This window comes from Pseudomonas sp. GW821-FHT09C10 (genome assembly GCF_059418085.1).
In genome coordinates this window covers 382,329-402,727 of record NZ_JBWKPE010000005.1, presented here as the reverse complement: position 1 = coordinate 402,727, position 20,399 = coordinate 382,329, and the positions used below count along the sequence as shown (strand labels likewise).

General features: G+C 62.0%; 19 protein-coding genes. 5 read left to right on the top strand and 14 right to left on the bottom strand.

The genetic code is table 11. The features are described from left to right. Window positions 1-184: 184 nt before the first annotated feature. Window positions 185-673: an Hcp family type VI secretion system effector gene (locus tag AC07OT_RS13365; RefSeq protein ID WP_495108266.1), complete on the bottom strand. Its 489-nt coding sequence runs from the start codon at window positions 671-673 to the stop codon at window positions 185-187. Window positions 674-857: 184 nt separating this feature from the next. Here AC07OT_RS13365 and ssp4 point away from each other — a divergent pair, with 184 nt between their 5' ends. Both ssp4 and AC07OT_RS13355 read left to right on the top strand, forming a co-directional pair. Then, on the top strand, window positions 858-1,772 hold the full coding sequence (gene ssp4 / locus AC07OT_RS13360) for an Ssp4 family T6SS effector (RefSeq protein ID WP_495108265.1): 915 nt from the start codon (window positions 858-860) through the stop codon (window positions 1,770-1,772). Further along, window positions 1,769-2,275: a hypothetical protein gene (locus AC07OT_RS13355; protein WP_495108264.1), complete on the top strand. Its 507-nt coding sequence runs from the start codon at window positions 1,769-1,771 to the stop codon at window positions 2,273-2,275. The genes ssp4 and AC07OT_RS13355 overlap by 4 nt, the downstream gene beginning before the upstream one ends. 3 nt (window positions 2,276-2,278) lie before the next feature. Here AC07OT_RS13355 and AC07OT_RS13350 read toward each other — a convergent pair whose 3' ends face one another. Next, window positions 2,279-3,613 (bottom strand): LLM class flavin-dependent oxidoreductase, encoded by a 1,335-nt coding sequence (locus AC07OT_RS13350; protein ID WP_495108263.1) that lies wholly within the window; start codon window positions 3,611-3,613, stop codon window positions 2,279-2,281. Window positions 3,614-3,928: 315 nt separating this feature from the next. Here AC07OT_RS13350 and AC07OT_RS13345 point away from each other — a divergent pair, with 315 nt between their 5' ends. Beyond that, complete coding sequence (locus AC07OT_RS13345) at window positions 3,929-4,657, top strand: class I SAM-dependent methyltransferase (RefSeq protein ID WP_495101191.1); 729 nt, start codon at window positions 3,929-3,931, stop codon at window positions 4,655-4,657. Here the strand turns inward: AC07OT_RS13345 and ribD are convergent, their stop codons facing one another. The 7 genes from ribD to AC07OT_RS13310 form a co-directional block, all read right to left on the bottom strand. Beyond that, on the bottom strand, window positions 4,658-5,761 hold the full coding sequence (ribD, locus tag AC07OT_RS13340; protein WP_495108262.1) for a bifunctional diaminohydroxyphosphoribosylaminopyrimidine deaminase/5-amino-6-(5-phosphoribosylamino)uracil reductase RibD: 1,104 nt from the start codon (window positions 5,759-5,761) through the stop codon (window positions 4,658-4,660). Beyond that, window positions 5,758-6,414, bottom strand: coding sequence for an SAM-dependent methyltransferase (locus AC07OT_RS13335; RefSeq protein ID WP_495108261.1), 657 nt, complete (start codon window positions 6,412-6,414; stop codon window positions 5,758-5,760). Before AC07OT_RS13335 ends, ribD begins: the two co-directional genes overlap by 4 nt. A gap of 17 nt (window positions 6,415-6,431) precedes the next feature. Continuing rightward, window positions 6,432-8,120, bottom strand: coding sequence for a WD40 repeat domain-containing protein (locus tag AC07OT_RS13330; RefSeq protein ID WP_495108260.1), 1,689 nt, complete (start codon window positions 8,118-8,120; stop codon window positions 6,432-6,434). A 28-nt stretch (window positions 8,121-8,148) separates the two neighbouring features. Continuing rightward, entirely contained in the window at window positions 8,149-8,745 is a 597-nt protein-coding gene (gene ribA, locus AC07OT_RS13325) for a GTP cyclohydrolase II RibA (protein ID WP_027607438.1), read from the bottom strand. Between the two features lie 10 nt (window positions 8,746-8,755). Beyond that, window positions 8,756-9,787 carry a formylglycine-generating enzyme family protein gene (locus AC07OT_RS13320; protein WP_027607437.1) on the bottom strand — a complete coding sequence of 344 codons (1,032 nt, stop codon included), beginning with the start codon at window positions 9,785-9,787 and terminating at the stop codon, window positions 8,756-8,758. 74 nt (window positions 9,788-9,861) lie between these two features. Then, complete coding sequence (locus AC07OT_RS13315; RefSeq protein ID WP_495108259.1) at window positions 9,862-10,755, bottom strand: VOC family protein; 894 nt, start codon at window positions 10,753-10,755, stop codon at window positions 9,862-9,864. Next, window positions 10,755-11,810 (bottom strand): class I SAM-dependent methyltransferase, encoded by a 1,056-nt coding sequence (locus AC07OT_RS13310; protein ID WP_115486974.1) that lies wholly within the window; start codon window positions 11,808-11,810, stop codon window positions 10,755-10,757. Before AC07OT_RS13310 ends, AC07OT_RS13315 begins: the two co-directional genes overlap by 1 nt. Window positions 11,811-12,153: 343 nt before the next feature. On the opposite strand from AC07OT_RS13310, the gene AC07OT_RS13305 reads away from it, so the two are divergent. Beyond that, on the top strand, window positions 12,154-12,807 hold the full coding sequence (locus tag AC07OT_RS13305; protein ID WP_065940298.1) for a helix-turn-helix transcriptional regulator: 654 nt from the start codon (window positions 12,154-12,156) through the stop codon (window positions 12,805-12,807). A 35-nt stretch (window positions 12,808-12,842) separates the two neighbouring features. Next, window positions 12,843-13,580: a nitroreductase family protein gene (locus AC07OT_RS13300; RefSeq protein ID WP_495108258.1), complete on the top strand. Its 738-nt coding sequence runs from the start codon at window positions 12,843-12,845 to the stop codon at window positions 13,578-13,580. Here AC07OT_RS13300 and AC07OT_RS13295 read toward each other — a convergent pair. From AC07OT_RS13295 to AC07OT_RS13275, 5 genes are all read right to left on the bottom strand, one after another. Then, window positions 13,547-14,989: an efflux transporter outer membrane subunit gene (locus AC07OT_RS13295; protein ID WP_495108257.1), complete on the bottom strand. Its 1,443-nt coding sequence runs from the start codon at window positions 14,987-14,989 to the stop codon at window positions 13,547-13,549. The two genes, AC07OT_RS13300 and AC07OT_RS13295, sit on opposite strands and share 34 nt — an antisense overlap. Then, window positions 14,986-18,069, bottom strand: a complete 3,084-nt coding sequence (locus tag AC07OT_RS13290) for a MexW/MexI family multidrug efflux RND transporter permease subunit (protein WP_495108256.1) — start codon at window positions 18,067-18,069, stop codon at window positions 14,986-14,988. Before AC07OT_RS13290 ends, AC07OT_RS13295 begins: the two co-directional genes overlap by 4 nt. A 21-nt stretch (window positions 18,070-18,090) precedes the next feature. Then, entirely contained in the window at window positions 18,091-19,197 is a 1,107-nt protein-coding gene (locus AC07OT_RS13285; protein ID WP_141155546.1) for an efflux RND transporter periplasmic adaptor subunit, read from the bottom strand. Window positions 19,198-19,233: 36 nt separating this feature from the next. Then, window positions 19,234-19,734, bottom strand: coding sequence for a DUF2165 family protein (locus tag AC07OT_RS13280; protein WP_065940302.1), 501 nt, complete (start codon window positions 19,732-19,734; stop codon window positions 19,234-19,236). 233 nt (window positions 19,735-19,967) lie between these two features. After that, the gene (locus tag AC07OT_RS13275) at window positions 19,968-20,390 is read right to left on the bottom strand and encodes a RidA family protein (RefSeq protein WP_027607428.1); all 423 of its coding nucleotides are present in this window, start codon (window positions 20,388-20,390) and stop codon (window positions 19,968-19,970) included. Between the last annotated feature and the right edge of the window lie 9 nt (window positions 20,391-20,399).

Sequence of the window (20,399 nt, the reverse complement as noted above, 5' to 3'; positions counted from 1 at the left end):
GAGCGGGCTTGTCCCGCGCTGGGCTGCGAAGCAGCCCCAGTCAAGAAGAACGCGTTGTATCAGACACTCTGGAGAGGCTGGTTTTGGGGCTGCTTCGCAGCCCAGCGCGGGACAAGCCCGCTCACCACAGGGAGATGTGTCAGGGTTTAAAAAGTTGTGTCAGTACCTATGCCCTCTCAGCGCATCACACCTTGACGTTCTGCCGGATATTCCAGCCAAACTTCACCGGCCCGCCGTCCTTGGCGCCATCGGCCTTCTGCGGCTGATAGCTGACGTCGACGGTGGCGAAGTTCAAGGCGATGCTGTCATACAACACATCATCGGTCGTTTCAGCGCGGGTGCCGTAGGACACCACCATCACTTCCTTCAAGGTGATCACCAGGTACTCCACCGGGGTTGAACCGCCAGCCTTGCGCACCACCAGTCTGGCTTCGGGGTAATGCTTGCCGGTAGCGCAGGCCATCATCAGGTTGGGGCTGGATTTATCCAGGGGTTTGGTCAGGTTCAGGTTGGCAAAGTCGGCCTTGCCCGAACCGCCTCCCGTGCCGGAATGCATCGAGCCCGTTTGCGATAAACCCCAGCCCCAGTTGGTAATGTCGATCTCGTCACGATGGGCCTGGTCCCGCGACTCACCCTTGATATCACCCAGTTTCAAAAACATATCGACTGCCATGTTGGCTCCTTGTCCTGTGGTCCGCCGGAAGTGACGTGGGGCGCACTTTTCCTCAATCGGGAGCGGGCCTACAAGACGTCAAAGTCGCGTCAGGAAGTGCCCGACTGCAAATGGCGAAGCTTCCGACACTCATCCCAGTCGCGGCGTCTTTACTCTCTCAACTCCCAAAAAAAGGAGTTCAGGAATGACCGTCGCCCTGTTCAAGGATGGATTCCCCTCGGCCCACCGCACTACACGCCAACGCATTGAAAGCAGCCTCGACCTGCGGCGGTTTTTTTTCGCCATAGACGCCGACCCGACGTTGATCGGTGCGGGGGTGGTGTATATCGATGGGGATTTCAACGTGGTGGTACTGCGTGAGTTCCAGGCGATTTGCAGTGTGCGGCCGATCAAGGTGGTGCTGCGGGAAGCGCCGAGGTATGTGGGGCCGGTGGAGTTCAAGCGGATGTTGGAGCATGAGCCTCGGGAGTCGAGGTTGGCGGTGGAAGCTATAAATACGGCAATTGCATGCACCGGAGTAGTGTTGAGTTGGATGGTCATTGCGAGTGGGGCTGCGCTGATGCCTTTTACAGCTGGGGCCAGCTCGATAATTTCGTTTATCGGTAAAGCTGCTGCCGTTGCAAGTACAGTTCAATGCATCGGTGGCGCTTTACGTACAGCATCGGAGTTAGCCTTTCCAGAGGTTAATGACTACTTGGATAACGAGACGTGGTATGAGGCCGCAACAGCAGTGTTGGACGGTATTGCTTTGATGGGTGTTGCCAGCTCGGCACTCGTCACCGTGAAAGTCGTCACAACGACCACAAAAGTAACCGGAAAAACAGCTAGGCAAGTGCTTAGAGGGATGACACGGCAAGAACGGACAAAATTGAACAATGAGCTGCTTAAAATCCGAGATCCAAGACTAACGACCAAGTTGCTCAAGCTGGAAAAAGCCTCCGGCAATGTGGCCAAACGTATCAGCGCTATTCAAATGCAGCGTGCTACTGCCGCACACAAAATGGATATAGCTGCGGCCTTGCTCGGTTTTACCAGCAGTACAGTCTCTGGAAACGTAAGAACTCTGGCGTTGGGCATCTACGAGGAAGTTAACCAGTGAGCCAACAACGGAAGATAAAAGGCCAATATTACTCATCTCTCTTTATTGAGAACCCTTGGCAACTTCTCAAGCGGTTCATGCCCGTGATTGGAGGTGATGCATTGGCAGGATGTTTCTCGATAGCGTTGACAACGATCTTGGCGATGCTTACGTATTTGCCGACTCACCCCGTAGAGTTTGTCGCCAAGACATGCTTTTTCAGCGCCGCGGGCTTGGGCGCAGTATTCGCCCTGGCCAAATACGAAGTGCTCTACGGCCGCATCCATTGGGTCTGGATAAACGTCGCGATCTACCTCCTTTGCCTGCTGATATCCCTACCCGCCATTCTCTGGCGCCCCAATACCTATCTCTATGCACTGGCCCTGCTCTGCCCACTTGTCGGCCTGCTCATTCTCAACAGCAACCGCTGCCGCGAACTGCGGCAAAAGTCGGTGGAGTTACGCCACACACGCCTAGTCATTATCGCGACCCTGAAACAACAGGGCCGCTGGAAATGGTGGTAATCCTCAGGCCGCCTCGCTCCTTGCCGCCGTATGCCGATTCACCGGCACCGGCAAGCCCAGATGCCCGCGCAACGTGCTGTGGCTGTACTCACGGCGAAACAACCCACGCTCACGCAACAACGGCAGCACCTGGTCGGTAAACCGCGCAAAGTCATCCGGCGCACCCACGTGGATATTGAACCCATCCACCGCACCTTCGACAAACCAGCGTTCGATCTCGTCGGCCACGGTCTTGGGCGAGCCGACAAAGCTCGAGAACGGCTTGGCAAAGCGCAACGCCGCCTCGCGCAGGGTCAGGCGCTGGTCGCGGGCGACTTGCTTGATGTTTTCGGCATGCCCGCGATAGCCGTTGCTGCCCAGGTCGCCCAGGTCCGGGAAGGGCTCGTCCAGCGGGTACTGGCTGAAGTCGTGGTAATTGAACGGTCGCCCCAACTGCACCAGGGCCTTGTTCAGATCCAGCTCGCCATTGCGTTCGCGGTCGATGGCCTGGGCCTGTTCGTCGGTGTCGGCAATGATCGGCGAAATGCCCGGCAGGATGGTCACGTGGTCGGGGTTGCGTCCGGCGGCGGCGGTGCGTTGTTTGATGTCGCGGTAGTAGGCCTGGGCGTCCTCGAAATTGCCCACGCCGGCAAAAATGCCCTCGGCATAGTTGGCCGCCAGGCTGCGTCCGGATTCGGAAATACCCGCCTGGAAAATCACCGGCTGGCCCTGGGCTGAGCGCGCGATATTCAACGGCCCGGTCACCGAGAAGAACTCGCCATGGTGATCCAGGCGATGCTGGCGTTGCGGGTCGAGGAACACGCCGCTGGCCTTGTCGCGCACGAAGGCGTCGTCTTCGTAGGAATCCCACAGTCCCTGCACCACCTCCAGGTGCTCGGCCGCGCGGCGATAGCGCTCGGTGTGGTCGATATGCTGCTCACGGCCGAAGTTGCCGGCCGCGCCTTCGAGGCCGGTGGTGACCACGTTCCAGCCGGCACGGCCGCCGCTGATCAGGTCCAGGGAGGCAAACTGGCGGGCGACGTTGAAGGGTTCGGTATAGGACGTGGTCAGGGTGGCCACCAGGCCGATCTTCGAGGTGGCGCCGGCCACGGCCGAGAGCAGGGTCAACGGCTCCAGGCGGTTGAGAAAATGCGGCGCCGAATCCGGGGTGATGTAGGGGCTGTCGACGATGAACACCAGGTCGAACTTCGCTGCTTCCGCCTGTTGCGCCTGGGTGCGGTACCAATTGATGTCCACACTGGCGTCGCCGGGGATTTGCGGGTGCAACCATTCGTTTTGCGCGGTGCCGACGCCGGTGAGGATGGCACCGAGCCTGAGTTGCCGGGATAAATGGGACATCACGATATTCCTCCGTGGATGGCAGCGACGCTGACCTATGGAGGAGGACCATAAGGCCCATCGACAGGCTTGTGAAATGCTTTGTGGATCTATGCTAATCATTAAAAATAATGATCAAAACAATAGAAGATATTCTACAAACGCATAATTAACCCAGCGCGCGTCTATCGGCAGGCTGACCCGATCGAGGCGCACCGTCCACCAAGCCGTTTGTTAAATCGAGGCGTTAGGCCTAATATCGCAAGTCATACCTTGCATAAAAATGCCAAGGCTTGCACATCCCCCAGCCCGCATATTCGAAGGAGTGGCATGCAGATGAAAGAATCCAAAGAAGTGTACGAACGCATCAGTGAACAGTTCGAGGATTTCACCGCCAGAGCCTCTCAGCGCAAGGTCGAGGTCGACACCTTCCGCAGCATGGTCGGTCATATCGAGGGCCTGCATATCCTGGACCTGGCGTGTGGGCATGGCTTCTTCAGTCGCCAGTTGAAGGACTGGGGGGCGGCCAAGGTGCATGGCGTGGATATTTCCGAAAACATGATTTACCAGGCGCGGCAAGCCAACGACGGTATCGCCTACGAAGTGCGGGATGTGGCGAAGATGGGCCGTATCGGCGCCTACGACATGGTGACGGCGGCCTGGCTGTTCAACTATGCCAGCAGTGTCGACGAGCTGAGCAAGATGTTTCAGTCGGCCGCCGACAACCTGAAGCCCGGTGGTCAATTGGTGGCCTACACCGCCAACCCGTCGTTCGAACTGCAAAAAGGCAATTTCACCCGCTACGGAATTGAGGTGTTCGATGAAACCCCGGTCGCTGGCGGGTTTCGCTGCAATGCGCAATTCATGTCATCGCCCCCCGCACCGTTTACCTACTATCGCTGGGAGCAAGGCGTGTACGAAGAAGCCGCACGGGTAGCCGGTTTCAACCAGCTCACCTGGGTCGCCCCGCTGATCAGCGAACACAGCCGCACCACCATGGGTGCGGGGTACTGGCAGCTGTTCGAGCGCAACAGCCTGCAGATCGGTTTGACCTGCCGCAAATAATCACGCCGGGGCGGCGACCGGGCGCAATCGCACCCGGATGTCCGCCCCCACCAGGCACTGCTCGATGATCGACAAGGGTTGCGCCTGCCCCAGATCGGTCAAGCCATCCAGCGCCAGCAACGGCCGTGCATCACTGCCCAGGAACAGCGGGGCGATGTAGACCAGCCATTCATCCACCAGGCCTGCCGCCGCAAAGGCGCCACACAATACCGGGCCGGCCTCGACCTGGACCTCGTTGCACCCCTCCTCAGCCAGGACCGTCATGACCTCTCGCAGGTCAAGTCCTTCGCCGTCCACCCCGACCTGCCGGAAACGCACACCCGCAGGGGGTGGGTGCGCCGGCTGGACGCCGGGCCCATGAAACACCAGGGTCGGTGCCGCGCCATCCAGCACATGGGTATTGGCATCGCCCTTGAGGTGCTGGTCGAGCACCACCCGCAGCGGAACGGAAAACGCCGCGTGCGGGTCGGGCAGGCGCACCGTCAGGCGCGGGTTGTCCGCCAGCAGCGTGCCGCTGCCGGTGAGCACCGCGCAGGCCCGGGCGCGCCACACTTGTACATCGTCCCGGGCCTCGGGCGAGGTGATCCATTTGGATTGCCCGTTACCCAGGGCCGTGCGCCCGTCCAGGCTCATGGCCAGCTTTACCCTCAGCCACGGCCGCTTGCGCTCTGTACGCGAGAAAAACCCCTGGTTCAACTCGCGCGCCTCCGGACACGGCAAGTGTTCGACCAGCACCCCCGCCGCCTCAAGTCGCTCAATGCCATGATGCTCATGCTGGGAGCGGTCGACACTGGCGATCACCACTCGCGCCACGCCGGCCCTGATCAACGCGTCGGCACAGGGCGGCGTGCGCCCATGACCGCCGCACGGCTCCAGGGTGACATAGGCGGTGGCGCCCCGCGCATCGACGCCCGCCTCGCGCAGGGCATTGACTTCGGCATGTGCCTGCCCCGCCCACTCGTGCCAGCCCTGGCCAAGCAGCAGGTCGCCCTTGGCGATCACGCAACCGACCCGCGGGTTCGGCGCCGTGGTAAAGGCGCCGCGGTCGGCCAGTTTCAGGGCGAGCCGCATGAAGTGCATGTCGCGCGCCAGCGCCAGGCTCATGTGCGAACCAGCGCCAACAGGTACACCGCCTCACCATGCTGGCGCTCGATCACCACCAGATCCTGCCAGGTGAAACCAAACGCTTCCAGGGTGTCGCGCACGCCCTGCTCGGTGAAGAAGTAACCTTGACGCTGGTTATCCATCTCGCGCCAGCCCGGCTCCGGGTTGCTCGCGTCGACGCCGAAGACGTTGAGCCCGATCAACGCGCCAGGGCGGGCGTACTGGCGGATATTGGCCAGGTAACGGTCCCATTCATCCGGATGCTGGTGATGGAAGCAGCCATTGTCGAGTACGCCGTCAAACACCTCTCCTGCCGGTGGCTGCCAATCCTGCAGGGCGCTGCACACCAGGCTGAGACGCTCGCCCCAGCGTTTGCGCAGCAGCGGCCAGCTGGAATTCTCGACGATGTCTAGGCCGGTCACCCGGTGCCCTGCCAGGATAAACTCCGAGGCATCCCGCGCACGGCCGACGCCCACGTCGAGGATATGCTGGTCCGGCGCCGGCCCCAGTGCCTCGAGGAATACCCGAGCGGCCTTGGCCATGCCGATGTCCCAGGACCACTCATCTTCACCATGGCTGTAGCGGTGGACAAATGAGGTGTCGAGCGCACGGCGGTACGTCGATACGTCCATGAATTGCGCTTGCTTGCTCATATCAGGCAGTCCTTGGGTCAAGAGGCGCGACGGGTGGCGATCCCGTAGATCTGGCCATCGTAGGAACTGGCCAGGAAGTCATCACTGGCCGTGCTGTGGGTGATGCAGGAGATACCACTGGCGGTGGGACGCTGCACTTGCTGCCAGGAACGGCTGGGCAAGTCGAACAGCGCGATGGTGCCGCTGTAGTTCGCGGTGGCAATCACCTCCCCGTCGGCCGAGGCACAAATGCACTTGATGGAATTGCGGTGCGGCGTGTCATAGACCTCGTCACCGGACTCCAGCCACAGGCGCAGCTTCAGGTCGCGACCAATGCTGGCGAAACCGCCGTCGACCCGGCAGCAACCGTTGGAGATGCGCGTGTGGGCATTTTCGATATGCCGCGCGCAACTGAAGTCGCTGATATTGTGCAGGGCGGCGGCGGCCGAGGCGCACACGCTGAACAAGTGATGCTCGTTGGCGGCCACGCCTTTGATCGCGTTGTCGTGCATCGGGATCGAGGCCACCAGTTCCAGGCTGTTATCGCCGGCGATGACAAACACCAGGCCTTCGCCGGTGTAGGTTCCGATCAGTGCATGAAGCTGGCCATTGCGCTGGAACGTGGTGCCGCAGTTGAGCGGCGAGCGATGCTGATACAACAGGCGCCCGCTGAGGGCATCGAACACCTGGCCCATCTGCCCACCGGTCAGCAACAGTGGGCCGAACGGCAGCAGGAAGTTGCACAGGCTGCCGACGCCGCTCACGGGCTGGTTATCGCGAAACAGCAGGCCCGCGTCACCGATGCTGTATTGCCCGCCCTCGGTGGTCACCACGGCGTTGATACTCACCGCCGGCTGAATGCCGTCCACGGTCCACTGATCGTGTTCATAATCCCAAGTGGCGTAGCGCGAGCCGAAGGTGGCGAACACCAAGGCGTCACTGCCGACGAACGCACAGCTGCGCGGCCAGACGATGCTCGGCAAATTGGTGCTGCGCAGGCGCTCCAGCTGGGTGCCATCGAAGCGCCAGAGGATCGCCAGACGGTCATAACTCAAGGTCACCAGCAGCTGTTTTTCATCATTCCAGACAATGCGCTTGATCCCGGCATCGTGGGCAGGAATGGAGCGGATCTCGCCCCCATGGATGATCGAGATGCGCCCTTCATCGTCACCGGCAAACACCACGCCGGCACGGGTAATGGCGACGGTATCGGTCTCGACGCCGCCGATGTCGACTTCATCGCATTGCTCGAAGGTGCTGGTGTCCCACTGGCGCACCGTGCCGTCGTCGCTGCTGGAAATCAGGCGCTTGCCATCCGGCGACCAGACCACGGAAATCACATCGGCCTGATGCCCCCGGCAGGTGCCCTTGAGGTTGCCGTCGAGGTCGAAGAGGCGCAGTTGATGATCGCGCGAGCAGGTCGCGATCGACGCACCGTCCGGCGAGAACACCGCCATTTCCACGTCGTCGTCATGCCCCGACAGCACGGCCTTGAGGCGCATGCTCGGCACTTCCCAGACGCGGGCGGTGTAGTCGCTGCTGGCGCTCACCAGGTACTTGCCATCGGCACTGAACGCGCACTGGTTGGCCAGGTGGTCATGGCTGACACGGTGGATCGAATGCCCGGTCTGGGCGTTCCACAGAATGACTTGGTTGTCGTAGCCGGCGGTGGCGATGAACTCACCAGCATGGGCGGCGACGCCGCTGATAGGGCCTATGTGTCTCATCGAAAAGTCCTTTTCCTGGAGAATGAAATCAAAGCTTGATGGTGTGGCTCGACTTGCTGACTTTTGATCGCAGGTAGTTGTGGTTGTGCTTGGTCAGGAACACCCCGGTCGGCACTGAGCTGACCACGTCGATCCCGCCATCGCGCAACTGCTTGACCTTGTCCGGGTTGTTGGTCAGGAGCCGGCAGCGATGCACATCCAGGGCCCTCAGCATGGCGACCGCCGGGGCGAAACTGCGCGAGTCTTCCGGGTGGTTGAGCTTCACGTTGGCCTCGTAGGTGTCCATGCCGGCGTCTTGCAGCAGGTAGGTTTCGAACTTCGAATACAGGCCGATACCGCGACCTTCCTGGCGCAGGTAGATCAGGTAGCCGCCTTCGGCATCGAGCGCCTTCAGGGCTTCCTGCAACTGCGGGCCGCAATCGCAGCGCTGGGAACCGAATACATCACCGGTGATGCATTCGGAATGCACGCGCACCAGGGGCACATCGGCATCGGGCTCACCGGCTCTGACGGCAAAGTGTTCATTGTTCTTGTCAAAGCCCTTGAACCCGTAGAAGTGGGCGTTGACCTCACCGCCAAGAATGGAGATGGGAACTTGCGTATGAAGCGTTACTGGAGTGTCCATGGCATAGCCTCTATGGAAGTGTCGCGTTCTGGCCAGAGTGGTTTTCTACCAAACGGAATCCCATGACATAGATGGGTCTTGGATAACGTCCATGTCGGCGCTGATTGCGCGCAAGATCCCTGAAGCGGGTGAAACTGCCGCCACGGGCTACCCGGTGCCTACCAACATCCAGCACCAGGTCATCGTTGATCTCAGGCCCGCCCGGATAGGCCCGATAATCGTCGGCAACGTACTCTTCCACGTTGCCGGCCATGTCCAGCGCGCCAAACATCGAGGCGCCCTCGAGGAACACCCCGACGGGTGTCGACGTGAGCAACCCCAACTCGATGGTATTGGCGTACTCGACATTGAAGGTTTCGCCCCAGGGAAACTGAGAGCGCTGCGGCCCTGCCGCGGCGTATTCCCACTGTGCTTCGCTGGGCAGCGCGAACGCCCGCCCGGTGCGTCGGCTCAGCCATTGGGCATAGGCGTCGGCATCCACGTCGCTGACGCTGTAGACCGGGTGGTTGGCCTGGTGCTGGGGAAAGCGGCCAAAGGCCCAGCCGGTCGGCAGGAACGGATAACCGGTATCCAGCAGGAAGGCGCGATATTCGCTGTTGGTGACCGGGTAGCGACCGATGCGAAAGCTCGCCAGGTCGACCCGATGGTTGGGGGTTTCTTTCTCGATCCAACTGCGGTCCAGGCCCAGCCCGGCGTAGGCGGTCATGACCGCGTCGACGCGCTGCGGCTCCAGGCCGATCTCGACCTGGGCGGCAGGAACGTCGCACATGGCGGGGCTGAACACGTCGATGCGCGGGTCGCCCTTGTAGCCCAGCACTTCACCGGCGGCGATACGCCGCACCAGGGGTTCGGCAACCGACTCGACCACCCGTAGCAGCTGCTCGATGGGCGCACTCATCAGCTGTCCGGTGGCGTCGGCGATTTGCCGGGTCAGTTCATATTCGACGTAAGCCTGCGGGTAGCCCATCAATACCCGATCAGACACGTTCTTCGGCAAAGGGCTCGGCAGCGTCGGCCAATGCCAACCGTATTGATTCGTCATAGGTACACCTTTATTCCGAGCGAACACATCCACGACCGAGCGCGAAACCGCTCGGCGTGTGGATCAGTCAGGTATCAGAGTCGGTCGAGCAGCAACCTTCGATTGGTCTCGATCATCTCGATTTCGGTGGAGTACACCTCAACCACCAGGCCATCGGGATCTTCGAAGTACACGGCCGTGCGGACGTTGTCCGGACCGTGGTGATAACCCGGCGCGGGGCCATTGCCCTTGACCAGGGTGATGTTGTCGTCGGCAGCCACCTTGTCGGCGATGCGCTTGACATCCTCCGGCAGCGCACGAATGCCGATGTGGTAGCCCGGCGGGTAGACAAAGTCGGGATTGTGCTCGATGAAGAAGTCGAACCCGTTCAACTCCATCACCACTTTGCGCGGCCCCAGGTTGTAGCAATAGTGGGCGCCGAAGATGTCGCGATAAAACGCCTGGGAGGCTTCCAGGTTACGGGTGAGGATGTTGATGTGGGTCAGTTGCGGACGCTGGGATTCCAGCGCGGCCGCCTCGATGGATACGCCTTCCAGGGACCGCCACATTTTGATCGCGGCGGCGAATTTGGAGAAACCGGCCAGCCAGTTTTTCACCGTGTCCGGGGATACGCCCGCGTCAGTGATCGCCAGGCCATGGGGGTAAATGAAACAGGCCGTGCGTTGCAGCAATGCCGCGTTCAGCGGATCGCCGGCAGGTTGCCCGGCGCTGCCTTCGGCAAGGCGCACGATGCTGACCGCCTTGTTGTGGTAGCCATCGGCCAATGCCGCGAGCCGGGCAGTGAGGGTATCGAGGCTGTCTGCCGCCGACACCAGCAGGATAAACCCGTCGGCCTGGGGTAACTGCGCGCCCTCAACAGCCGCGCACAGTTCAAAACCGGCGGTTTTCGCGCAGGTGTTCAACGACTCGAGAAAGCCGTTCAGACGTGCGGCCGTGTCGGAGCTGTACAAGGTAATAAAGCGCAGCATCAGGCGACCCTCCCCTCAGTGCGGCGACCGATCAACAGGCTGTAGCGCCCGATAGGCTCCTGGACCACCTCAAAGCCCTGGGCAACCATCTGTTCGGCGATCCAGCGGGTGGGATGCAGTTCGCCGTGCACCGTGTTGACCATCATGTGCAGGGAGAAATCCGCCGACAGCGCCGGGTGAATTTCATCGTCTTCCAGGGTCATGCTCAGCACCAGCAACGAACCGCCGTCGTTGACCAATTGGGCCGCCGAGCGGATCAGCGTGCTGGTTTCTTCGCGGGTGAAATAGTGCAGGCAATCATTGACCATGATCACGTCGGCGCTTTCACCTTCGTAGCGGGCCAGGTCCAGCAGGTTACGCTCCTTGAACGTCAGGCGCCCCGCCAACTGGTACTTCTCGACGGTGCTTTCGGCGGACTGGCGCGTGGCGGCCAGGTCCCAGATTTCGCCCTGGACCTGAGGGTGCCGCCGAGCGATTTCGGCGATATAGGTGCCGTGTCCACCGGCCAGGTCGATGACCTTGCTGGCGGTATCGAACACCGGCAATTCCTTGAGCACATCGACCATGGGTTGACTGAAGCGCACCATCGCATCGTTGAAGGCATCACGTGCGGCAATGTCGTGCTTGAAGCGGTTCTCCTGCTGGAAATCCATGGACTCGGCGCTGCTCAGGATTTCCCCGAGGCGTGGCCAGTTCTGCCACTGCAAGCGCTGGTGGGCAATGATCGGGCCGATGAACTCGGCGCTGCGGCTGACCAGGAAACGCTCGGCCAGGGGCTGGTTGGTATAGGTGTCGGCGGACTTTTTCAACAGGCCCAGGGCGACCAGGCCATTGAGAAAGATCTTCGCCTTGTTGGGCACCCAGCCCAATTGCTGGCTGATCGCCTTGGCGGTAGCCGGGCGGGCGGTGTGATCGAAGAGGTGCTGCGCTACGGCGAAGTGAAGGATGGCGGATTGTCGATACTGGTCGGAGAGTTTCACCAGGTCGACCACGCTGGACAGAGCGGTTACTTCATCGGCGTGCTCATAGATGGTCGTCGGCTTTTGCGCATTCATACAGATTCTCTTCCTTGAATGTTTTTGTCTTCACTGGCGTCGGTGAGCGATGAGTGCTTGGGACGCAGCGTGTTTTTTTAACGGTCCGGAGTCGTGTGCAAATGAATGTTTACGAGCAGCTTCCAAAAAGCTAGCTACGATCCTAGTCGTAAGTCCTACAAAAGCAAGCCAAACCTTTTATAATTATTTGCTATTTATAATTACCTATTGATTCCATTTATTTATTATTTTCCTGAGCAGCAAAAATGACTATGCTCATGCCCACTACCCCTTACGCAATGGATGGCGCCAAAGGTCGACGAACTCCAGTGATGCCCTCACTCCCCATGGTTACACGCGATTTATGACCTCCAGACCTGCCGACGATACCCAGTCATCCACCGCTGAACGCATCCTGTTTTTGCTCAAGACCCGTGGTCCGCTGAAAACCACCGAACTGGCGTCCCTGCTGGAACTCACGTTTGAGGCAACCCGGCAACAAATCCAGAAATTGCAGACATCGGAGCTGATCGTCGGCGTTTCGGCACCCACCTCCGGGGCCGGCCGCCCTTCGTTGAAGTGGGCCCTGACGGACACCGCGCAGAATAAATTCCCCGATTCCCACAGTGTGCTGACCCTGCACCTGATCGAATCCATCGAGGGCGTTTTCGGCAGTGACGGCATCGAGAAAATCATCACCAGCATGGAAGCGACCAACCGCCAGGAATACGTCCAGGCGTGTTCGCAAGCCTCATCCCTGGAAGAAAAAGTCGCCATCCTGGTGCGCATCCGCGAACTCGCCGGCTATATGGCGCATATGGAACCCGCAGGTGAAGGTTGGCTGCTGATCGAAAACCATTGCCCGATCTGCGCCGCCGCGCGCAAATGCCAGGGTTTCTGCCGCTCGGAGCTGCAGATATTTCGTGCAGCCATGGGTGACGACACCCTTGTCGAACGCTGCGAACACCTGATCTCCGGGGACCGGCGTTGCGTCTATAACATTCAACCGCGCACCTGACTGCCCCACACCAACCGCCCTAAAGGAATAAGGCCATGACCCCGACTATCGACTTGCTCGCCAACCACCGCAGCGAGCGCAGCTTCCAACCCACGCCCGTCAGCGACGAACACCTGGATGCCATCTTGCGGGCCGGCCACCTGGCGCCGACGTCCTTCAATGCCCAGCATATTTCCGTGGTGGTCGTGCGCGACGCAGGCACCCGCCAACGCATTGCGGCAATAGCCGGCGGCCAGCCCTGGATCGCGTCGGCGCCGGTGTTTATCACCCTGGTGGTGGACTTTCACAAGACCGCCGTCGGTGCCTCGCTCAATGGCCAGCAACAGCAGATCCAACGGCATTTGGAAGGGCTGATCGCCGCCAGCACCGACGGCGGCATCATCCTCAGCACCCTGATGATCGCCGCACGCTCATTGGGGTTGGGCGTGGTACCGGTGGGCGGCATTCGTGCCAACGCCGAGGCGATGATCGAGCTGCTCGGGCTGCCCGAGCAGACCTTCGCCCTGTGCGGCCTGGCCCTGGGTCATGTGCACGAGCCGGCGGCACAGAAACCGCGCATGGGCATCGAAGCCTTCCGTCACGACGAGCGCTACAACCCGGCCGCGCTGGCACCGGCGATCAGTGCCTATGACCAGCACCTGATGCGCCATTGGCAGATCATCGGCCGTGCGGACGGCCAGTCCTGGTCAAGCACCGTGGGCCGCACGTATGCACGTAACTACCGGCCCGATCTCAAGGCTCAGTTGCTGGCCAATGGTTTGTCCGCTGATTGAGCCTGCTGCGCGCCGCCACTGCCCCAGCCCAGCGCCTTGTATAACGCGATGGCGTTGAGGTAGGACGCCGTCTCGGCATCGGCCACGTCCTTCTTGATCAGGAAAAACGCGCGCTGGTTTTCCAGCACCGCCATGTAGGTGCCCGAACCGCTGCGGTAGCGTTTGCTGGCGATGTCGATCGCCTGCTCGGCATGGGTGGCGGACGCCAGCAAGGCGCCCAGGCGGGTCTGGTCCTGCGCCAGGCGCATCAGCGCATTTTCCACATCTTCCTGGGCCTTGAGCAGCGACTGTTGATAGCGCGCCAGGGCACCTTCGGCCTGGGCCTGGGAACCGCGCAGGCGTGCGCGCACGTTGCCCAGGCGAAACGCCGGCCAGTCCACCGACGGCGCCAGCTCATACGCGCGGGACGCGCTGCCCAGGTCGCCGCCGCGCAGGGCGAAGAAGCCAATGAAACCGCCCAGGTTCAGGCGTGGGTACAAGTCCGCCGTGGCGGCGCCGACGTCTTCGGTGCTGGCCGCCAGCAGGCGTTCGGCGCTGACCACATCCGGACGATTGCGGATCAACTGGTCGACATCGCCCAAGGGCAGTTGCCGGGCCAGGGGCGCGAGGAAATGCGCCTTGGCCAGGGCCTGCCGTTGACGCGGTGGCTGGCCGGTCAATACGTCCAGGCGATAACCGGTTTCCTGGATCCGCGTCAGCAACGGTGGAATCGCCGCCTCACTGAGCAGCAGGTTGGCATGGGCGTTTTGCTGATCCTCGAATTGGCCGCTACCGGCGCGCACCTGGGCGCTGGTCAGCGTGAGCGTTTCGCGCCAGGCACTGACCTGGGCCTGGGCCACCTCCAGGCTGCGGCTCAAGCCTTGCTGCTCGTAGTAATAACGCGCCACGTCGGCAGCGATGCTCAACTGCATCAGCGCCAGGTCCGCCTGGGCTGCCTGAGAACGTGCCATGGCCGAGGCGGTCAGGCGTTGCAAACGCCCGAACACATCGATCTCCCACTGCACATCAAAGCCGGCGCGATAGGTCTGCGACAGCATCCGCTCGGGAGGCCCACCGTCGAACGGCAACTGCTGCTCCAGGCTGCGGCCATAGGCGGTACGGGCGGTGACGCCGGGATACTGGTCGAGCCGGCGGTCATCGAACACCGCACGGGAGGCCAACAGGTTGGCCTGGGCCTGGCGGATGTCATGGTTATGCGCCAACGCCGTGTCGATCAGGCGATCGAGCTCGGCGTCGTCAAAAAACGCCCACCACTGGGTCTGCACCGGCGCCTGCCGGGCAAACAAATCCTTTTGCGCGGTGACCAGGCTGATCGGCGGGGTTACGGGCTTTTCGTAATGCGGCCCGACCATGCAGCCGTTGAGCAGCGCCAACGCCAGCAGGGTCGTGACAGTTTTGCCGGGCTTCATGGTTCGCTCCTCAGGGTTTGCGCCAGGGACTGGGCCCGTGGGGTCGCGGCCGCCAAGGAATGCTTGCGGGCCAGCAGGGTGTAGACCGTCGGCAGCACGAACAGGGTGAAGCAGGTGCCGATCAGCATGCCCGATACAATCACCACCCCCAGGCCATAGCGGCTGTTGGCCCCGGCCCCCGAGGCGAACAGCAGCGGCACCAGGCCGACCACCATGGCCGCCGTCGTCATCAGGATCGGCCGCAAGCGAATCTGCGCGGCCTTGCGTATCGCCTCGGAACGGTCGAGGTGTTCCTGGGCCTGCAGGGCGTTGGCGAACTCGACCATCAGGATGCCGTGCTTGCTGATCAGCCCGATCAGGGTCACCAGGCCGATCTGGGTGTAGATATTGATCGTGGCATAGCCCAGCGCCAGGGGAATCAGCGCGCCGCTGATGGACAGCGGCACGGTGATCAGGATGATCAGCGGGTCCATCAGGCTTTCGTACTGCGCCGCCAGTACCAGGTAAATCACGATCACCGCCGCCAGGAACGCCAGCAGCAGCGCATTGCCTTCCTGGGTGTACTGCCGCGCATCGGATTGCCAGTCGTAGCTGAACCCCACGGGCAACTCGGCGGTGACGCCTTCCAGGAACGCCACGGCGTCGCCCAGGGTGACCCCGGCCGCCGGCACGCCCTGGAAGGTCGCGGCGTTCTGCTGGTTGAACTGGGTCAGCTTGTTGGGTTCGACGTGCTCGGACACCTGGATCACCGTCGACAGCGGAATCAGTGTGCCGTCTTCCGTGCGCACATACTGGCGGGTCAGGGCTTCGGGCGTCAGTCGCTCACTGCCCGGGCTCTGGGCAATCACATCATAGGAGCGGCCCTCCAGGCCAAAGCGGTTGAGGTAGTTTTCCCCCACCAGCACCGCCAGCGATTCGCCGATGTCCTGCATGCGAATCCCCAGGCTGTTGGCCTTGGCCCGGTCCACCCGCACCTGCACCACCGGGTTGTTGTAGTCCAGGTCACTGTCGACCACGGCGAACAACCCACTGTCGCGGGCCTTCTGCTTGATCTGCTCCATGGTTTCGTACAGCACGCGGTAATCCTGGGAGCTGCGCAGCACCAGTTGCACCGGCAGGCCACCGGTGGAGCCCGGCAAGGCCGGCAACTGGAAGGCAAAGATGCTGGTGCCTTCCACGTCGTTGGTGGCCGCCTGCAGGTCGACCTGGATCTGCGCGGCGGTGCGCTCGCGCTCGCCCCACAACGTCAGGTTGATGCCGCCAATGCTCGAGGCGATGCCGTCGCTGCCATTGATGATCCAGGTGCTGACGGTTTCCGGCAGGCGCCCATAGACCTCATTCAGCTTGGCGGAAAAGCGCTCGACGTATTCCAGGTTGGCATGTTGCGGCGCCTTGATGGCGGTGAGCAGCCCGGCCTGGTCCTCGGTGGGCGCCAGCTCCCGCTGCGGCAACTGGTACAGCCACGGCAGGCTGATCATCACCAGCAAGGCAAACAGCCCGCTGAGCCAGCGATGCCGCAGCGACAGGTCCAGTACCTTGGCATAACGCAGGGCCAGGCCGTCGAAGAAACGGTTGGCCAGGTGCGCCATGCGCCCTTCCGATTGCTTGGACTGCAGCAGGAACGAGCTCATGACCGGCGACAACGTCAGCGCCACCACGCCGGACACGATCACCGCGCCGGCCAGGGTCAGGGCGAACTCCCGAAACAACGCACCCGTGAGGCCGCCCATCATGCCGATAGGCGCATACACGGCCGCCAGGGTAATGGTCATGGCGATCACCGGCCCCGCCACTTCCCGCGCACCGATCAGGGCGGCCGCCACCGGGGTCTTGCCCTCCTCGATATGCCGGTGCACGTTCTCCACCACCACAATCGCATCGTCCACCACCAGCCCCACGGCCAGCACCATCGCCAGCAGCGTCAACAGGTTGAGGCTGAAACCGAACGCCAGCATCAGCGCCGCGGCCCCCAGCATCGACAAGGGGATGGTCACCACCGGAATCAGTACCGTGCGCAACGACCCCAGGCACAGGTAGATGACGATCACCACGATCAGCAAGGCCTCGAGCAGGGTCTTCATCACCTCGTCGATGGAGGTCTGGATAAAGCGCGCGGTTTCAAACGCCAGCTCGGCCTTGACGTCCGGCGGCAGGGTCTTGCGCACGTCCGGCAGGAGTTTCTTGATACCGTCGACGATCACCAGCGGGTTGCCGCCGGGCGTCGGGAACAACCCCAGGTGCACGGCCGAAACACCGTCCATGGTGGCACTGGTTTCGCTCGACGCCGCGCCCAGCTCCACGGTGCCGACATCCTTCAGGCGCACCAGGCCGTTGCCATCGTTGCGCAGCACCAAATCGCGAAAGTCATTGACGTTGGTCAGGTCGGTATTGACCCGCAGGTTGGCGACCACGAACAGGCCTTTGACCTTGCCCGGCGCCGCCTGGTAGTTGTTGCGGCGCACCGCGTCGGCTACATCGGCGGCGGTCAGGCCGCGCGCGGCCAGCCGTGCGGGGTCGATCCACAGGCGCATCGCCAGGGTTTGCCCGCCGAACACCTGGACCTTGGCCACGCCCTCGATGGTGCTCATCACCGGCTCCACCACCCGTGCCAGGTAATCGGTCAAGGCCGGGGTGGACAGGGTCGGGCTGGAGAACCCGATATAGGCCACCGCCGTCGACTCGCCGGACGAGCGTTCGATCACCGGGTCATAGGCCTGCTCCGGCAGCCGGAAACGCACCTGATTGACCTTGGCCATGACTTCCGTGAGGGCCTGGGTCGAGTCCCGGTTGAGCTCCATGCGCACCGTGACCACGCTGCGCCCCTGCACCGACGAACTCGACAGGTAATCCACGCCTTCCACCGATGACACCGCCTGGGCAATCGGTTGAGTGACGAAGCCCTGCATCAGGTCGGATGACGCGCCGGGGTATTCGGTGGTCACGGTGATGGTGGAGCTTTCCAGCATCGGGTACTGGCGGATCGGCAGCTGCAACAAGGACATGATCCCCAGCAGCAGGATCAGAATACTGACGACAAGCGCGAGCACCGGCCGCCGAACGAAAATATCGGTGAAAGTCATGAGCGTTCTCTGGGCGAAGAATCAGATGCCCGTCACAGGCGGTTTGGACGCAGGCAGGGCCAGGGTGTCATCGGTCGCCTGCACCGCCATGCCGTCACTGAGCTTGAGTTGCCCGGAGGTCACCACCTGGTCACCCTCGTGCAAGCCTTCCTGGATCTGGACCCAACCGTCCTGGCGCTGGCCGATTTTCACCGCCACCCGCTTGACCACCAGCGTGGCGCCCTGGTCCGGGCGGGCAAGAAAAACGGTATCGCCATAGGCGGTGTAGGCCACCGCCGTTTCCGGCACGGTGAGCACATCGGCCACCTCGGTATCGGCCACTTTGACGCTGGCGTACATGCCCGGCTTGAGGGGGGCGTCCGGGCTCTCCAGCGTGGCCTGCACCTGCACCGTGCGTGAGCGGCCGATCATCGGGTCGACGGCACTGATCCGCGCCTTGAACACCCGGTCAGGGTAGGCGTCGATCAGCACGCCCACGGTTTGCCCGACGACCAGGCGGCGGCTGAGCTGCTCATCCAGGGAGAAATTGACATAGAGCACCTGGGTATTGACCAGGCTGACGATGCGGTCGCCGACATTGAGGTACTGCCCTTCGTTGACCTGGCGAATCCCCAGCACCCCGGCGAAGGGCGCGCGGATAGTCTTCTGGGCAATCAGGGCCTGGACTTTTTTCAACTCGCCCAGGGCCATGTCATGGGCGGCCCGGGCGTTATCGAGTTGTTCCTGGGTCGCGGCGTTTTCCCTGACCAGCCCGGTCACGCGCTTGCGGATGATCTCGGCATTGCGCACCTGGGCCTGCAGCCGCAACTGCTCGGCCTGTTCCGGGGCATCGTTGAGTTTGACCAGCACCTCGCCGGCCTTGACCTGGCGGCCCGACTCGAAGTTGATCAAGGTGACCCGCCCACCTGCCTCGGCGGAAACCTGCACCTGGGAGGCCGCTTCCAGCTCACCGACGCCGGCGAAATACACATTGGCCGGGCGCAATTGCACCGCCCCCAGGGCCACCTTGGTCAAGGCGCTGGCGGGGGCGTCGGCGGATTGGGCCTGGGACGGCGCGCGCGACATCATCACCACCGCGATGACCGCCACCGGAATCAACACCAGGCTGGTTATCTTCTTGTTGTTCATGGACGTCCTTATCACGATGAGTGCGTTACGCGCGGTTCACAGCCAGCTGTGGTTGAACAGGAAGAAGGCCAGTACCGCCCAGATCGACAGCACCAGATGAGTCAGTTGCAACCCCTCCTGGCGAATCCAGTAGCCGAACCACAAGCCCCCCAGCAACATGGCGAAGACAAACGCCGAAAACGCGCTGAGGGCGAGGTTGAGCCAGGGCCTTGCCGACAGCAGACCATCGCCGAGGATCAACTGATAACTGCCGGTCCAGGCCGCGAGTGCAGCGACCAATTGCAGGGCCAGCACCACCAGCAGCGCCAGTTGGTGCAGACGGGGTGAACGCACGGCCCGCACCAGCAAGGGAATATCGATGGCGGGGCTCTGGCGCAACGGCTCCATGGCCATCGTCGCGCCTACCGCGCCTACCGAGCTGCGAAACGCTTGCCAGTTGTTAAGCACCGCAATGCTCAGCCACAGGCTCAAGCCAACGGCCTGTACGCCCAGGAACACTGACATCGAGTGACCCAGTAACCCTGCCTCCACAGTCATTCAAACCTCCGTATTTGTCGAAAGGGAAATCCAGCCTCAGGTATATACACAAGACATTGCTTGGATAATACGTCGCAGGCGTTTAAATACAAGATTTATCTTTGTGCGGGAGGGGCTTCAGGAAGGTTGGAAACGCTGTCTGGCAGGCGCCCGCCGGGGGCGTTCGGCGCAGTCACGCCGAAGCCCCGAAGCGGTTGTGAGGGGGCTGGAGGGGAGTTACTTGCGAGGGATTGTCACGCCGTCCTGGCGGCGATGGCTTCGATTTCCACCAGTGCACCTGGCAATGGCAACGCCACGACCTGCAACGCGGTACGTGCCGGCTTGTTCGGCTGCTCGGGGGTGCCGAAGAACTGCGTATACCCACGCTGCAACCCGGCGAAATCCAGCTTGCCGCCCGTTTCCTCGGCGCCGACCAGGAATACCCGTAACTGCACGATATCGCCCAGGTCCAGGTCTTGCTGGCGCAGGATCTGGCGCAGCTTGTTGAACACCGAAACCGTCTGCACTTCGGTGTTGCCAAACACCCCGGGAACCGTTGGATCAACCAGGTCCGGCAAGGTCCCGCTGACAAAGATCAGGCTGGCGGACGCCGGTACGGTGACGGTCTGCGAGATCGGGAAATCGCCGACGCTGGTGCGTTGAATGCTGTCGCTCATGATGTGTCT

What these genes read in the sequence shown, in the direction of transcription:
- AC07OT_RS13315 (WP_495108259.1), bottom strand. Translation starts at nt 10,755, where the DNA reads ATGCTGCGCTTTATTACCTTGTACAGCTCCGACACGGCCGCACGTCTG.
- AC07OT_RS13280 (WP_065940302.1), bottom strand. Translation starts at nt 19,734, where the DNA reads ATGACTGTGGAGGCAGGGTTACTGGGTCACTCGATGTCAGTGTTCCTG.
- AC07OT_RS13290 (WP_495108256.1), bottom strand. Translation starts at nt 18,069, where the DNA reads ATGACTTTCACCGATATTTTCGTTCGGCGGCCGGTGCTCGCGCTTGTC.
- AC07OT_RS13350 (WP_495108263.1), bottom strand. Translation starts at nt 3,613, where the DNA reads ATGTCCCATTTATCCCGGCAACTCAGGCTCGGTGCCATCCTCACCGGC.
- AC07OT_RS13330 (WP_495108260.1), bottom strand. Translation starts at nt 8,120, where the DNA reads ATGAGACACATAGGCCCTATCAGCGGCGTCGCCGCCCATGCTGGTGAG.
- ribD (WP_495108262.1), bottom strand. Translation starts at nt 5,761, where the DNA reads ATGAGCCTGGCGCTGGCGCGCGACATGCACTTCATGCGGCTCGCCCTG.
- AC07OT_RS13320 (WP_027607437.1), bottom strand. Translation starts at nt 9,787, where the DNA reads ATGACGAATCAATACGGTTGGCATTGGCCGACGCTGCCGAGCCCTTTG.
- AC07OT_RS13345 (WP_495101191.1), top strand. Translation starts at nt 3,929, where the DNA reads ATGAAAGAATCCAAAGAAGTGTACGAACGCATCAGTGAACAGTTCGAG.
- AC07OT_RS13335 (WP_495108261.1), bottom strand. Translation starts at nt 6,414, where the DNA reads ATGAGCAAGCAAGCGCAATTCATGGACGTATCGACGTACCGCCGTGCG.
- AC07OT_RS13305 (WP_065940298.1), top strand. Translation starts at nt 12,154, where the DNA reads ATGACCTCCAGACCTGCCGACGATACCCAGTCATCCACCGCTGAACGC.
- AC07OT_RS13310 (WP_115486974.1), bottom strand. Translation starts at nt 11,810, where the DNA reads ATGAATGCGCAAAAGCCGACGACCATCTATGAGCACGCCGATGAAGTA.
- AC07OT_RS13275 (WP_027607428.1), bottom strand. Translation starts at nt 20,390, where the DNA reads ATGAGCGACAGCATTCAACGCACCAGCGTCGGCGATTTCCCGATCTCG.
- AC07OT_RS13365 (WP_495108266.1), bottom strand. Translation starts at nt 673, where the DNA reads ATGGCAGTCGATATGTTTTTGAAACTGGGTGATATCAAGGGTGAGTCG.
- AC07OT_RS13295 (WP_495108257.1), bottom strand. Translation starts at nt 14,989, where the DNA reads ATGAAGCCCGGCAAAACTGTCACGACCCTGCTGGCGTTGGCGCTGCTC.
- ribA (WP_027607438.1), bottom strand. Translation starts at nt 8,745, where the DNA reads ATGGACACTCCAGTAACGCTTCATACGCAAGTTCCCATCTCCATTCTT.
- AC07OT_RS13285 (WP_141155546.1), bottom strand. Translation starts at nt 19,197, where the DNA reads ATGAACAACAAGAAGATAACCAGCCTGGTGTTGATTCCGGTGGCGGTC.
- AC07OT_RS13300 (WP_495108258.1), top strand. Translation starts at nt 12,843, where the DNA reads ATGACCCCGACTATCGACTTGCTCGCCAACCACCGCAGCGAGCGCAGC.
- ssp4 (WP_495108265.1), top strand. Translation starts at nt 858, where the DNA reads ATGACCGTCGCCCTGTTCAAGGATGGATTCCCCTCGGCCCACCGCACT.